This window comes from Suilimivivens aceti (assembly GCF_025567405.1).
In the GTDB taxonomy this organism is placed as follows: domain Bacteria; phylum Bacillota; class Clostridia; order Lachnospirales; family Lachnospiraceae; genus Suilimivivens; species Suilimivivens aceti.
The window spans coordinates 26,258-40,917 of the sequence record NZ_JAOQKJ010000003.1 but is presented as its reverse complement, the minus strand read 5'-3'; the positions used below and the strand labels follow the sequence as shown (position 1 = coordinate 40,917).

Below are 14,660 nucleotides of genomic sequence, written 5' to 3'. Positions count from 1 at the left end.
CATGTTTAAAACACGTTTGATCAGCAGTATCGTGCTGGTAGTGCTTGCCCTTGTGGTAATACTGACGGGCGGCTATCTTCTGGCAGCTGTGCTGCTATTCCTTTCCCTTACTGCATACCGTGAACTGATGAAGGCCTGCGGTCTTACGGAAAAGGGAAAGCCTTCCGGTCTGGAGATCATTGGTTATACAGGAATTGTGGCTTATTATCTCGTAATGGTCTTTACAAAGCAGGAGGAAGAAATGCTTCTTCTTGTTCTGATCATGATACTGATTGCCTTTATGTTTCTGTATGTGCTTACTTTTCCGAAGTTCCACGCAGATCAGATCATGAGTTCCTTTTTCAACGTGGTCTATGCGCCGGTCATGCTGTCCTGCATATATCTGGTAAGGACGCTTCCCTATGGAAATTATTCCGTATGGATGATCTTTATCAGCTCCTGGATCTGTGACACCTGTGCTTATGCTGTGGGGATCGTGATCGGTAAGCATAAGATGGTGCCAAAGCTGAGTCCCAAGAAATCTATAGAAGGAGCCATTGGAGGTGTCCTTGGTGCCGCGATCGTAGGCGGGCTTTATGGGTACTTTGTGGTAGAGCCGGTGATCACGGAGCAGAATGTGACATGGGTCTTTGTATTGATCAGTGCAGCAGGTGCAGTGATCTCCCAGATCGGGGATCTGGCTGCTTCCGCGATTAAGAGAAATCATGATATCAAGGATTATGGCAAGCTGATTCCTGGGCATGGCGGCGTTATGGACCGCTTTGACAGTGTGATCTTCACAGCGCCCATGATCTATCTGCTGCTGGAAATTCTGCTGAATGTCTGATATGCTTCCGGTAATTCTGTTGAATACCTGATAAAGAGGAAATAAAATGGATAAGATAAAAAGGATAGGAGTACTGGGTTCTACCGGTTCTATCGGAACCCAGACGCTTGAAATCGTAAGAAATAATAAGGATCTGCAGGTTACTGCCCTGGCAGCGGGAACCAGTGTCACCCTTATGGAACAGCAGATCCGTGAATTTCTGCCACAGCTTGCTGTTATGTGGACAGAAGAGGCAGCCAGGGACTTAAAGGAGAGAGTGGCAGATCTTCCGGTGAAGGTGCTCTGCGGCATGGATGGGCTCCTTACCCTTGCTGCCATGGAGGATATGGATATTCTGGTAACAGCGATCGTGGGAATGATCGGTATCCGTCCTACCATTGCCGCTATTTCTGCAGGGAAGACCATTGCCCTTGCCAACAAAGAGACACTAGTCACAGCAGGACATATCATCATGCCTCTTGCCGCAGAAAAAAAGGTTCCGATCCTGCCGGTAGACAGCGAACACAGTGCAATCTTCCAGTCTATGAACGGAGAAAACAGAAAGCGTGTCAGCAAGATCCTGCTGACAGCCTCCGGTGGACCCTTCCGCGGAAAGAAGAGAGAAGAGCTTGCAGATATTACGGTAGAGGATGCCTTAAAGCACCCTAACTGGTCCATGGGAAGAAAGATCACAGTGGATTCTTCCACCCTTGTCAATAAGGGACTTGAGGTGATCGAGGCCAAATGGCTTTTTAATGTGGAGCCGGAGAATATCCAGGTTGTAGTGCAGCCGCAGAGTGTGATCCATTCCATGGTAGAGTACGAGGATGGCGGTATTATGGCACAGCTTGGCACGCCGGATATGAAGCTGCCGATCCAGTATGCGCTGTTTTATCCTGACAGAAGGCCTCTGCCAGGGAAGAGACTCGATTTTTACGAGATGAAGAGTATTACCTTCGAAAAGCCGGATACGGATACGTTTCTGGGACTTCCGCTGGCCTATAGAGCCATTCATGCAGGTGGAAGCATGCCTACCGTGTTTAACGCAGCCAATGAGAGGGCAGTGGCTCTTTTCCTTGATAAGAAGATCCGTTTCCTGACGATCTATGATCTGATCCAGGGAGCTATGGAAAATCATAAGGTTGTAGAGAATCCCAGCGTGGAGCAGATCCTTGAGGCAGAAGCAGAGGCACATGCATTTGTAGAAAGTCACAGGAGGTCATAATTTAAGTTGATCGTTTCTATTATTTTATTTATTATCATATTCTGCGTGCTTGTTGTTTCCCATGAGCTTGGACATTTCCTGATCGCCAGGAAAAATGGGATCCACGTGGTAGAATTTTTCATTGGAATGGGACCTTCCCTGATTTCCTTCGAAAAGGGAGGAACGAAGTATTCCCTGAAGCTATTGCCTATTGGTGGTGCCTGTGTTTTTGAAGGAGAAGACGGGCAGAACATGGGAGAGGAGCAGAGTGAAGAAGGAGAAGGTTCTTTCCAGAAGGCCAGTGTAGGTGCCAGATTCGCCACGGTGCTGGCAGGTCCTGTGGCAAACTTTGTGATCGCATATCTTTTTGCGCTGATCATTGTATGGTTCTGTGGTGTCATGATGCCGACTATAAGCAGTGTTACAGAAGGCGGTGCCGCTGAGGCAGCAGGACTTCAGGAGGGGGATGTGATCACACGGATCAACGGAGAGAAGATCCATATGTGGGAAGATATCCGCCTGGCAGCGCTGATAGGACAGGGCGGCTCCATGACCATTGAGTACGAGAGACAGGGGGAAAAGGATGAAGTGATCCTGAATCCTGTTTATGATGAAAATGGAGATACGTGGTACATTGGAATTATGGGAGGCACAGATCTGAAAATCTGTACAGTTCCGGAGACCTTCCAGTATGGCTTTTATGTACTTGAGTATACTGTTAAGGCTACAGCTAAGAGTCTTGTTATGCTGGTAAGGGGACAGCTGTCTGCAGACGCAGTATCAGGTCCGGTGGGAATGGTACAATACGTGGATCAGACCTACGATGCGGTAAAGGATTATGGAATGTCCAATGTAATCATCAATATGGTGAATATCGCCATGATGCTTTCTATCAGCCTTGGTGTTATGAATCTTCTGCCGCTTCCGGCACTTGATGGCGGACGTTTGGTATTTTTGCTGGTAGAGATGGTACGTGGGAAGCCGGTACCGCCGGAAAAGGAAGGATTAGTGCATTTAGGCGGAATGATCGCACTTATGATCCTGATGGTCTTTGTTCTGGTAAATGATATATCAAAACTGTTGTAGATAAAATAACGAAAAACAAAAAGAATCCTGTACAGAATTACCAAAATGTACTTTTTGGCTGTTTTGTACAATGGATTCTTTTTTTATTCTGTACTATACTGGATCACATCTGAAGAATCTTTTTATTCTTTTATTCTACAGGAACGCTGGGTTCAGACAGCATTCAGGTAATTTTCCAGGGAAAGAGGTCGTTTTATGGAGGTTATGTCCGGGTTTTACTGGGATAGCGGAAAAAAGGAAATTAATCAGGACTCTGTCCTTGTTGAGCAGGTTAATACAGGAAAGGGACGGATTCTGCTGGCAGCCGTCAGTGATGGGATCGGTGGACTGCCGGCAGGAGAGGTTGCAAGCGGATTCCTGATGGAACGGCTTCAGCAGCATTTTTACGAAGAGATCCTTCCTCTGATCAGGAAAGGGAAAAGCTCTAAGAAAATCAGACATAGTTTTTTCAGGTGTCTTTATGAAACCGTGGGGATGCTGCAGAAATACGCTGACAGCCGGGAGATATCCCTTGGGGCAACGCTTTCTGTGCTTCTGCTTATGAAAAGAAGGTATCTGATCCTGCATGTGGGGGACAGCAGGATCTATGAGATCAGAAAAAAGAGGATCAGACAGTTGACTGAGGATCACAGAGGGGAAGGAAATATTCTGACGAGATGTATGGGAAGCTTTCCCATGTCAGAGGTATATGTCAGATTTGGAAGATATCATAAAAAAACAGGGTTTCTTTTATGCAGTGATGGATTTTGGGGCAGGGCCGCAGAGGAGCTGCTCCTGGAAATGCTGGATCCATCTGAGATCCTTACAGAGGAACAGATTCAGAAGCGGCTTTCTGAAATTGGAAGCTATGGAAAGAGACAGGGGGAGAGGGACAATCTCTCAGCCATTTATGTACTTTTGAAAAGGGAGGAAGAAGGATTTGAGGGAAATTCTTTGTAATAAATATGAGGTATTGCGGACGATTGCAGAAGGCGGCATGGGATGTGTTTATCTGGTAAAGGATCTTCACCTGAACAGGCTTTGTGCGGTGAAGGTCAGTAAGGGAAGAGAAGAACAGAAAAGGTCATTTGCTATTGCAGAAAAAGAGCTGCTGAAGCGTCTGACACATCCGGGTCTTCCTGCTATTCTGGACTTCTTTGAGGAAAAAGGAAATTTCTGTATTGTCATGGAATATGTGGAAGGAATCACACTGGAGCAATATATCCGTAAATTTGGAGCGGTCAGGGAGGAGATGGCAGTGAACTGGATGCTGGCTCTATGCGACGTCATGTATTACCTGCATTCCCAGAATCCACCTGTTATTTACCGTGATCTGAAGCCTGCCAATATCATAATACAGCCGGACGGGCATCTAAGGCTCATCGACTTTGGAGGAGCATTCCTGTTTGGAAGCGGAAATGGGAGGGAGCAGTTTATGCTGGGAACCCTCGGATACAGTGCACCCGAACAGTGGATGCATGGCCGTACGGGAAAGGCAGCGGATATTTACAGTATGGGCGCTGTTCTGCATGAAATGCTGACGGGTGTCAGAGCCGGGGCATATGAAAAGGAGAGATATCCAGTCAGGGAGTATGACAAAGGAATATCGGAGGGACTGCAGCGTGTTACAGAAATCTGCCTGAAGAAGCGTCCGGGGGACAGGTACCAGAGCACGGAGGAACTGAAAGAAGCACTTCTTTCCTGCAGGGAAGGAAGAGGGCAAAGATACCATTTCCCGTTAAAAAAAGGAATTGCCATGGTGTTTACCTGTCTTGTGGCAGCATCTGCAGTTCTGCCACTGCTTAAAGGTGTGCCAGAAACAGAATTCCCGTTTCCATTTCTGCAAAGACCATGCATTTTTCTGGCAGCGGATATACTGTATCACCGGATCGCATTTGGAAAGTCAGGGAGGAAGCAATTTATCAGGAAGAGGGAAAAGAGTATTCTTCTGAGCGAGAAACCATTTCCGGGAATGTATGTGGCGGGTTTCCTTCTGGCCTTCCTCCTGGGTGTCTGTTTCCAGCCGGGATATGAGAGTACAGTGATGACAGTGCAGGCAGCACAGAAAGAACGGACGACGCAGATGGTGCATGCAGACGGCGAAGACACAGGAGAGCTTTTTGTTGAGATGAGGGATGAAAAGGGGAGAAAGCTGCTTTTACAGGAGGGTGCCAGTCTGCCGGTAGAAAAAAGAGTCCGATTTGAAATTTCAGGGGAGAACCTCCCGGAAGGAACGGTTTCTCTGCAGCTTTTGGCAACAGAAGCAGATGGACAGATACGCAGAAGCCGGATTTTTCTTCTTGAAAATGTTTAGCATATCACATATCATGGAAGAAGAGATTTAATCACGTGGGAGGTCATTATGTTCACCAGAGAGCAGACAAAAACCGTAGCAATAGGAGACAGGATCATAGGAGGAGGAAATCCTATTCTGATCCAGTCCATGACAAATACAAGAACTGAAGATGTGGCAGCTACTGTTGCCCAGATAAAGGAACTGACCAGGGCTGGCTGTGAGATCATCCGCTGCACCGTACCGACGCTGGAAGCAGCTAAGGCGATCCGTGAAATCAAAAAACAGATTACCATTCCATTGGTAGCAGACATTCATTTTGATTATAAGATGGCAATTGCTGCTATGGAGAACGGAGCCGACAAGATCCGGATTAATCCCGGAAATATCGGTTCAGAAGAAAAAGTAAGAGCTGTGGTAGAGACTGCAAAGGAGCGGAATATTCCGATCCGCGTAGGTGTAAACAGTGGATCTCTCGAAAAGGAGCTGGTGGAGAAATACCATGGTGTTACTGCAGAGGGGATCGTGGAAAGTGCTCTTGATAAGGTACATATGATCGAAGATATGGATTATGACAATCTGGTGATCAGTATAAAATCATCAGATGTCCTTAAGTGTGTCAGGGCACATGAGCTGCTTTCAGAGAAAACAGATCATCCCCTTCATGTGGGAATCACAGAGTCAGGAACCCTGATCAGCGGAAATATCAAGTCCAGCATCGGATTGGCACTGATCTTAAGCAAGGGGATCGGTGATACGATCCGGGTTTCCCTGACCGGTGATCCGGTGGAGGAGATCAAGTCAGCAAAGCTGATCCTCCGGACACTTGGACTTCGCAAAGGCGGAATCGAGGTTGTTTCCTGTCCCACCTGTGGAAGAACCAGGATCGATCTGATCGGGCTGGCCAATCAGGTAGAAAAACTGGTAGCAGATTACCCACTGGATATCAAGGTAGCTGTCATGGGCTGTGCGGTAAATGGCCCTGGTGAAGCGAAAGAGGCGGATCTTGGTATAGCAGGAGGACTTTCTGAAGGTCTTCTGATCAAAAAGGGTGAGATCATCAGGAAGGTACCGGAGAAGGAGCTTCTGGCGGCGCTTAAGGATGAGCTGGATCATTGGCAGAACTAAAGAAACAGAGGTAAGGTATGGGAAAACAGTTTTTTGAGGTATTTCCTAAACTGAAATTAGATCAGAAAAATCAGGATCTGTTTGAACAGACTGAGATCGAAAAGGTGACCACGACAAAGAGCAGGGAGCTTATCAGGGTCACCTTTCTTTCCCGTCATCTGATCCAGAAGGAAAATGTCCTGAAGGTTGAAAACGAGATAAAAAAGCAGTTTTTCCAGGATTATACAGTCAGGGTAAAGCTGTATGAAAGGTTCCAGCTTTCAGGTCAGTATACGCCGGAGAAGCTGATGGAGCTGTACAGGGACAGCATTCTGCTTGAACTGAAGAATTACAGTCCGGTAGAATATAATATTTTCAAAGGGGCAGATATTTCCTATCCTGACGAGAGGGAGATCCATCTGACCATTGATGATACGGTTCCGGCAAGAAGCCGGAAGGATGAACTGATCCGTATCCTGCAGAAGATCCTTAATGAAAGGTGTGGATTTGCAGTTCATATTACAGCAGCTTATAAGGCAAAGAAGACCGGTAAATATAAGGAAGAGGATGAGCTTCAGATCGCCAGACAGGTAGCAGAGATCACGGCGAGAGTTTACGGCAGTAAAGACGGACTGTCTAAAGGAGATATGCAGCCAGTGATGACAGGCACCGGTACAGAAGGTAAGCCAGGAGATGTGGAAGTGAAAGCAGGGACACCGGAGATGAAAGCATCTGGAAGACCTTCCGAAGGTGCACCCGGAAAACAGGAGTTTAAAAAGGGTGAATTCAAAAAAGGTGACTTTAAGAAGGGTGATTTTAACCGGTCTGTAAAGCGTTCTGATAATCCGGATGTGATCTATGGACGTGACTTTGAAGAAGAGGCGATACCCATTGAAGAAATTATCGGAGATATGGGAGAGATAGTGATCCGTGGTAAGATCATCCGTTATGACAGCCGTGAGATCAAGAATGAGAAGACCATTCTGATGTTTGATGTGACAGATTTTACCGATACCATGACGATCAAGATGTTTGCCAGAAATGATCAGGTGAAGGAGATCACAGCAGAGATGAAGGCAGGAGCCTTTGTCAAGCTGAAGGGTGTGACCATGATCGACCGGTTTGATAATGAGCTGACTATTGGATCTATAGCCGGTATTAAGAAGATCCCGGACTTTACAACATCAAGAAGTGATACCAGTGTGCAGAAGAGGGTGGAGCTTCACTGCCACACCAAGATGAGTGATATGGATGGCGTATCCGAAGCCAAGGATATTGTAAAACGTGCCTATAAATGGGGACACCCGGCGATTGCCATTACGGATCATGGGGTTGTGCAGTCCTTCCCGGATGCCAATCATGTGTGGGAGGATCTGTGGAAGGCAGAAAAGGCAAAGCGGATCGAAGCAGGTGACCCGAATCCGGATAAGCAGGATTTCTTTAAGGTCATATATGGAATGGAAGCCTATCTGGTAGATGATCTCAAGGAGATCGTTACCGGAGATGAGGGACAGGATCTGAATGCAGATTTTGTCGTATTTGATATCGAGACAACGGGATTTTCTCCTGTGAATAATAAGATCATAGAGATTGGTGCAGTTAAGATCCAGCAGGGAGAGATCACAGACCGGTTTTCCGTTTTTGTGAACCCGGGAGTACCGATCCCCTTTGAAATAGAAAAGCTGACCAGTATCAATGACTCCATGGTTATGGATGCCCCTCCCATTGAGGTGATACTGCCACAGTTCCTGGATTTCTGCCAGGATGCTGTGCTGGTAGCGCATAATGCCAATTTTGATATGAGCTTTATCATGGAAAATGCCAAAAGACAGGGGCTTTCACGTAAGTTTACCTTCGTGGATACACTGGGAATTGCCAGAGTGCTTCTGACACACCAGGCCAAGCATACACTGGATGCAGTAGCAAAGACACTTTCCATCTCGCTGGAGAATCATCACCGTGCTGTGGATGATGCAGAGTGTACGGCTCATATTTTTTTGAAGTTTTCAGCCATGCTGAGAGAACGGGGAGCGGACACTCTTTCCAGAATCAATGCCCTTGGGGAATCCAGTCCGGATATCATCAAAAAGCTGACCAGTTATCATGCGATCATCCTGGCAGAGAATAATATCGGGAGGGAAAATCTGTACAGGCTGGTTTCGGCTTCCCATCTTCAGTATTTTAACAGACATCCCAGGGTGCCAAAGAGCCTTCTTTTGAAATACAGGGAGGGTCTTATCCTTGGCAGTGCCTGTGAGGCCGGCGAGCTGTACAGGGCGCTTCTGGATGGCAAGGCAGAGGAGGAGATTGCCAGGATCGTGAACTTTTATGACTATCTGGAGATCCAGCCTCTTGGCAATAATCACTTTATGATTGATTCTCCCAAGGTTCCTGCAGTAAACAGTGAAGAGGATATCATGGACTTTAACCGCAGAATCGTAGCACTTGGAGAAGAGTTCAACAAGCCTGTGGTGGCAACCTGTGATGTCCATTTCCTGGATCCGGAGGATGAGGTCTACCGGAGGATCATCATGGCAGGAAAGGGCTTTGATGATGCTGATAACCAGGCGCCGCTGTATCTTAGGACAACAGAGGAAATGCTGAAGGAGTTTGAATACCTTGGCAGTGACAAGGCAAGGGAAGTGGTGATCACCAATACCAATAAGATTGCCGACAGAATCGATGTCATGAGTCCGGTAAGACCGGACAAGTGTCCGCCTGTCATTCCGGACAGTGATAAGACACTGACGGAGATCTGTTACAATAAAGCACACGAGCTGTATGGCGAGGAGCTGCCAGCTATCGTAAAGGATCGTCTGGACAAGGAGCTGCACTCCATTATCAGCAACGGATTTGCGGTTATGTATATCATTGCACAGAAGCTGGTGTGGAAGTCTGTGGAGGATGGTTATCTGGTAGGCTCCAGAGGATCGGTAGGATCCTCTCTTGTGGCATTCATGGCTGGTATTACAGAGGTTAATTCCCTGAGCGCCCATTACCGGTGTCCGAATTGCCACTATTATGATTTTGACTCCCCGGAGGTAAAGGCCTTTGCCGGAAATGCCGGGTGCGATATGCCGGATAAGATCTGTCCGGTATGCGGAAAACCCCTTGTAAAGGATGGATTTGATATTCCCTTTGAGACCTTTCTTGGATTCAAGGGAGACAAGGAGCCGGATATTGACCTGAATTTCTCTGGAGAGTATCAGAGTAAGGCTCATAAATATACAGAGGTTATTTTTGGCGCCGGACAGACATATCGTGCCGGTACAGTAGGAACCCTGGCAGATAAGACGGCTTATGGTTATGTGAAAAATTATTATGAGGAAAGGGGAAAGAGGAAACGTTCCTGTGAAATCAACCGGATCGTGCTCGGATGTACCGGTGTCAGGAGAAGTACCGGTCAGCATCCAGGCGGTATTATCGTGCTGCCTGTGGGAGAGGATATCAATTCCTTTACGCCGGTGCAGCATCCGGCAAATGATATGACGACAGATATTGTCACGACTCATTTTGATTATCACTCCATTGACCATAACCTGTTAAAGCTTGATATTCTCGGCCATGATGATCCTACCATGATCCGTATGCTGCAGGATCTGACCGGGATCGATCCGACTACGATTCCACTGGATGATCCGGGTGTTATGTCTCTGTTTCAGAATACCAGTGCCCTTAGGATCACACCGGACGATATTGACGGGTGCCCGGTAGGCTCTCTTGGAATCCCGGAGTTTGGTACAGATTTTGTTATCCAGATGCTCCTTGATACCAAGCCCAAATGCTTCTCTGACCTGATCCGTATTTCAGGACTTGGTCATGGTACCGATGTATGGCTTGGCAATGCCCAGACACTGATCCTGGAAGGCACAGCGGATATTTCACATTGCATCTGCTGCCGTGATGATATTATGATCTATCTGATCAATAAGGGGGTAGACAGTGCCCTTTCCTTTACCATTATGGAGAGTGTAAGAAAGGGTAAGGGCTTAAAGCCGGAATTCGAGGCAGCCATGAAGGAAAAGGATGTGCCGGACTGGTATATTGCTTCCTGTAAGAAGATCAAGTACATGTTTCCAAAGGCTCATGCGGCGGCCTATGTTATGATGGCATGGAGAATCGCATATTGTAAGATCAATTATCCGCTGGCATATTATGCAGCCTTTTTCTCCATACGTGCCAAGGCCTTCTCCTATGAGCTGATGTGTCAGGGTATGCAGCATCTGAAAAATGTCATGGCGGATTACAAGAAGAGAGAGGATACCCTTTCCCAAAAGGAACAGGCGTCTTTAAAGGATATGAAGATCGTTTTGGAAATGTATGCCAGAGGCTATGACTTTATTCCGATCGATATTTTTTCAGCCAAGTCCAGAAGCTTTCAGATCGTAGATGGTAAGCTGATGCCTTCCTTAAACAGTATTGATGGGCTCGGAGAAGCTGCGGCGGATGCCATTGTGGAGGCTGCAAAGGATGGACCATTCCTGTCAAAGGATGACTTCCGGCAACGGACCAAGGTGTCCAAGACGATTGTGGAGCTGATGGATTCCCTGAACCTTCTCGGCAAGCTGCCGGAGTCCAATCAGATCAGTCTGTTTGATTTTGTATGATGACGGTTCAGCTGCTGTCCGTGGATTGTGAGGAATTGAAAATGGGAATTACAGAGTTGTTTGTACTGGCAATCGGATTGTCAATGGATGCATTTGCTGTATCGATCTGTAAGGGCTTGTCACTGGGGAAAATCAGCTGGAAGCACATGTGCATTGCAGGCGCATGGTTTGGCGGCTTTCAGGCACTGATGCCGCTGACCGGGTATTTTCTGGGAAGCTTTTTCACAGACATGGTTACGAAGTATTCACATTGGATCGCCTTTGTTCTTCTGGCGTTTATTGGGGTGAATATGATCCGGGAGTCAAAGAGTGAGGAAAAGGTAGACAATTCCATGACTGTGAAGTCAATGTTGCTTCTTGCAATTGCAACCAGCATCGATGCACTGGCGGTAGGTGTTACCTTTGCTTTTCTTGAGGTAAATATCATTTATGCGGTTCTGTTCATCGGAACGATCACGTTCTTGTGTTCAGCGGCCGGAGTCAAGATCGGAAGCCTGTTTGGACTGAAATATAAGGCGAAGGCAGAGGTCTGCGGAGGAATTATTCTGATCGTGATCGGAGCGAAGATCCTGCTGGAAGGACTTGGAATTTTATAAACAGAAGCTGGAAAAAGGCATAGTCACTAGTGCGGCTATGCCTTTTACTTCTAATTTTCTCTCTTTTTACCAAAGAAGAACAGTGCGACAGTTCCAGGACCTGTGTGGCTGCCGATCGTAGCACCGATAGGGTAGATCTGCACCTTGCCGTCAAGCTTTGGAAATTCGGCTTCAATGAGATCAGCAACAGCTTTGGCATCGTCCATGCTCTCAGACTGGCTGATAAAGCATTTGCCAGTATAATCAGTACCGTTGTCTGCATTTTCTCTCATCAGATCAACGATCCGTCTGATCACTTTTTTCTTGGTACGGATCTTTTCCCTGGGGATCAGCTTCCCTTCATTACTTACATTTAAGAGAGGACATATGTTCATGATCGTTCCGATAAAACCGGCTGTTTTGGAAACACGGCCTCCCCTGATATAGAAGGTCAGATCAGTGGAGAAGAACCAGTGGTGGATACGAAGCTTGTTTTCTTCAATCCATGTATACAGGTCATCAATGTTCATTCCTTCGTCACGTCTGTCAGCAGCGGCGTCAACTAAAAGACCATAACCGCTGGAAGCAGCAAGAGAGTCGATCACATAAATCTTCCTGTCTGGGTATTTCTCCTGCATTTCGTCCCTGGCTATACAGGCAGAATTATAGCTTCCGGAAATACCGGAGGAGAGGGTAAGATGGATCACATCTTTTCCCTGGGAAAGGGATTCTTCAAACAAATCTTCATATTCCTTGACGGGAACCTGAGAGGTTTTCGTGCCTTCACCGGCAACCATGCGGCGGTATAGCTCTGCCGGGGGAACGGAAGTTCCAAGATCATCGAGATATTCAGTGCCTCCAAGTTCAAAATGGAAGCAGACATATTTAATATCACGTGTGGTAAAGTATTCTTTTGATAAATCTGCTGTGGAACAGCAGCTCAGTACGTAATCAGCCATAGTCTAAGTAAGCTCCTTTCAGTTACATTAACACATAAAGTGTAACATATTCCCTGGTACATCGCAAACAGTAGATGAAAATCTGAGTAGAAACTCTGAGGGGAAAACCAGCAGATCAGTCTGTCTGTATTGTTACACAAAAAAAGCACTGAAATCTCTTTCAGTGCTTTAGCAGCTCGTAGCGGAATCGAACCGCTGATTCTGCCGTGAGAGGGCAGCGTCTTAACCGCTTGACCAACGAGCCACAGGTACTCACGTACCGTACTTGCTTATATTACTATACTTAGAAGAATAATGCAAGAGGAAATTACAAAAAAATATAAAATTTTTTGAATCTCACAAATTAACAGGAAAAATATAATAATTAGACCAAATCAAGCAGCTCCCGGGCAAGGCCATCGTGGTTATTATCCAAAGCAGTGACCATGGTAGCAGCTGCTTTGACATCATCAGAGGCATTGTACATGGCGATACCGATCCCGGCTGCCTCGATCATGGAAATATCATTTTCCGCATCCCCTGCAGCAATAGACAGCAGCGGACTGATATTTAAAAGCTCGCAGAGCTTTCTGACAGCAGCTCCCTTGCCTGAAGCAGAGGGGAAAATCTCCAGGTAGTTATTATTGGAAAATACCATGGTGATCTGTTCCTGCTCAGCCCACGACGAAAGATCCCTGACAAAGGCTTCCAGCTCTTCATGTCTGTCAATGGCGATCACAAGACACTTGCAGGCACCACAGTCCCTGATCTCATGGAGATCCTGGCTGAAGATGACAGGGGTCTTGATCGTACGCTGATAAAAGTGCAGCTCCTCATCATCGCAGGGAGAGAGGATATTGGTATCGCTGTAGGTATGGAAGTGGAGACCATGCTGGCTGGCAGCTTCCCGGATATGACATACCTGTTCATAGGTAAGCGCAATCCGGTAAAGTGTCTTTCCAGTATCGCATTCCACGATCTGGCCGCCGTTATAGCCGATCAGATACATTCCCGGGTAATCTAGGTGCAGGTATTCCTTTACGCTGCGGACACTGTTGATATCCCGGCCGGAGCAGAGCACAAGCTTGTTGCCGGCTTTTGTAAAGGTATCCATGACCTCTCTGGTATAATCGCCGATCTGTTTTTCCTTATTTAAAAAGGTACCGTCCAGATCGGTAAAGAGTATTTTATTTCTGTGGAAAGCCTCCGGATGGGCTTTCATTTCCGCATGCTTTCTTTTCAGGTTCACAAGAACCTCCTCCGGGATAAACAGCCTGCCATAACCGGTAGCCAGATCAAGGCCGGGCTTGGCACTGCCGTGAAAATCGGAGCCACCGCTGATACAGAGATCATACCTTTCAGCCAGCCGGCGTATTTCCCTTTCCTCGCTGGGAGCATAGGTACTGTAAATGGCCTCGATCCCGATAAGGCCGACTTCCTTCAGGGAAGCAACGAGCTTATCAAGGCGGGCGCTGCTCATATGATACAGAATTGGATGCGCCAGTATGGGAATACCGCCTGCCTTCAGGATGATTTCCACAGCCCGCATGGGTGTGATCTTTTTCCTTGGAACAAAGCAGGGGGCGTTGTCACCAACATAGCGGTCAAAGGCCTCCTTCAGGCTTTTAACATAGCCGTGGGAAAGCAGATATCTGGCGTAATGGGCTCTGGTAATGACACTGCCCGGAAATTCTGAAACCAGTTCTTCATAAGTAATGGCAACGCCATGCTCCTGAAGCCGTCTGCACATTTCCTGATTCCGCATGATCCTGCCATTGACAAAGTTTACCAGCCTTCTCTGAAAGAAGTCACTCTTATAGTCCAGATACAGGCCTATGATGTGGATATCCCGTCCCTCATATTCAGAAGAAAATTCGATGCCGGGAATTACTTCAATGGGCTTGCCTGCCGCAGCCGCAATGGCTTCATCAATACCGGCGGTGGTGTCGTGATCTGTCAGAGCAAAGGCAGAAAGTCCCTTTTCTATGGCATGTTCAACCAGTTCGGAAGGGGTATAGCTGCCATCGGATTTGGTGGAATGTACATGTAAATCTACAATATTCATA

At 47.0% G+C, this 14,660-nt stretch carries 10 protein-coding genes and 1 tRNA gene; 8 read left to right on the top strand and 3 right to left on the bottom strand.

All coding sequences use genetic code 11. The features are described 5' to 3' along the window. Position 1: 1 nt before the first annotated feature. The 8 genes from OCV77_RS03680 to OCV77_RS03645 all read left to right on the top strand — a co-directional run bounded on the left by OCV77_RS03680 (position 2) and on the right by OCV77_RS03645 (position 11,677). A complete protein-coding gene (locus OCV77_RS03680) occupies positions 2-826 on the top strand; it encodes a phosphatidate cytidylyltransferase (RefSeq protein WP_118797646.1) in 825 nt (274 codons plus the stop codon). A gap of 55 nt (positions 827-881) precedes the next feature. Beyond that, on the top strand, positions 882-2,030 hold the full coding sequence (gene dxr, locus OCV77_RS03675; protein ID WP_262573869.1) for a 1-deoxy-D-xylulose-5-phosphate reductoisomerase: 1,149 nt from the start codon (positions 882-884) through the stop codon (positions 2,028-2,030). 6 nt (positions 2,031-2,036) lie between these two features. Beyond that, positions 2,037-3,095, top strand: coding sequence for an RIP metalloprotease RseP (gene rseP, locus OCV77_RS03670; protein WP_262573436.1), 1,059 nt, complete (start codon positions 2,037-2,039; stop codon positions 3,093-3,095). Positions 3,096-3,290: 195 nt separating this feature from the next. Then, on the top strand, positions 3,291-4,034 hold the full coding sequence (locus tag OCV77_RS03665; protein WP_262573433.1) for a PP2C family protein-serine/threonine phosphatase: 744 nt from the start codon (positions 3,291-3,293) through the stop codon (positions 4,032-4,034). Next, positions 4,015-5,388: a serine/threonine protein kinase gene (locus tag OCV77_RS03660; protein ID WP_262573432.1), complete on the top strand. Its 1,374-nt coding sequence runs from the start codon at positions 4,015-4,017 to the stop codon at positions 5,386-5,388. Before OCV77_RS03665 ends, OCV77_RS03660 begins: the two co-directional genes overlap by 20 nt. Before the next feature lie 48 nt (positions 5,389-5,436). Further along, positions 5,437-6,495, top strand: coding sequence for a flavodoxin-dependent (E)-4-hydroxy-3-methylbut-2-enyl-diphosphate synthase (gene ispG / locus OCV77_RS03655; protein ID WP_262573431.1), 1,059 nt, complete (start codon positions 5,437-5,439; stop codon positions 6,493-6,495). 17 nt (positions 6,496-6,512) lie between these two features. Next, positions 6,513-11,081, top strand: coding sequence for a PolC-type DNA polymerase III (locus tag OCV77_RS03650; RefSeq protein ID WP_262573430.1), 4,569 nt, complete (start codon positions 6,513-6,515; stop codon positions 11,079-11,081). A 41-nt stretch (positions 11,082-11,122) separates the two neighbouring features. After that, positions 11,123-11,677, top strand: a complete 555-nt coding sequence (locus OCV77_RS03645) for a manganese efflux pump MntP (RefSeq protein WP_262573428.1) — start codon at positions 11,123-11,125, stop codon at positions 11,675-11,677. Positions 11,678-11,727: 50 nt separating this feature from the next. Here OCV77_RS03645 and OCV77_RS03640 read toward each other — a convergent pair whose 3' ends face one another. The 3 genes from OCV77_RS03640 to OCV77_RS16410 all read right to left on the bottom strand — a co-directional run bounded on the left by OCV77_RS03640 (position 11,728) and on the right by OCV77_RS16410 (position 14,659). Continuing rightward, positions 11,728-12,615, bottom strand: a complete 888-nt coding sequence (locus OCV77_RS03640; RefSeq protein ID WP_262573427.1) for a DegV family protein — start codon at positions 12,613-12,615, stop codon at positions 11,728-11,730. 172 nt (positions 12,616-12,787) lie between these two features. Beyond that, positions 12,788-12,859, bottom strand: a tRNA-Glu gene (locus tag OCV77_RS03635). Between the two features lie 120 nt (positions 12,860-12,979). Continuing rightward, on the bottom strand, positions 12,980-14,659 hold the full coding sequence (locus OCV77_RS16410) for a Cof-type HAD-IIB family hydrolase (protein WP_317246614.1): 1,680 nt from the start codon (positions 14,657-14,659) through the stop codon (positions 12,980-12,982). Between the last annotated feature and the right edge of the window lies 1 nt (position 14,660).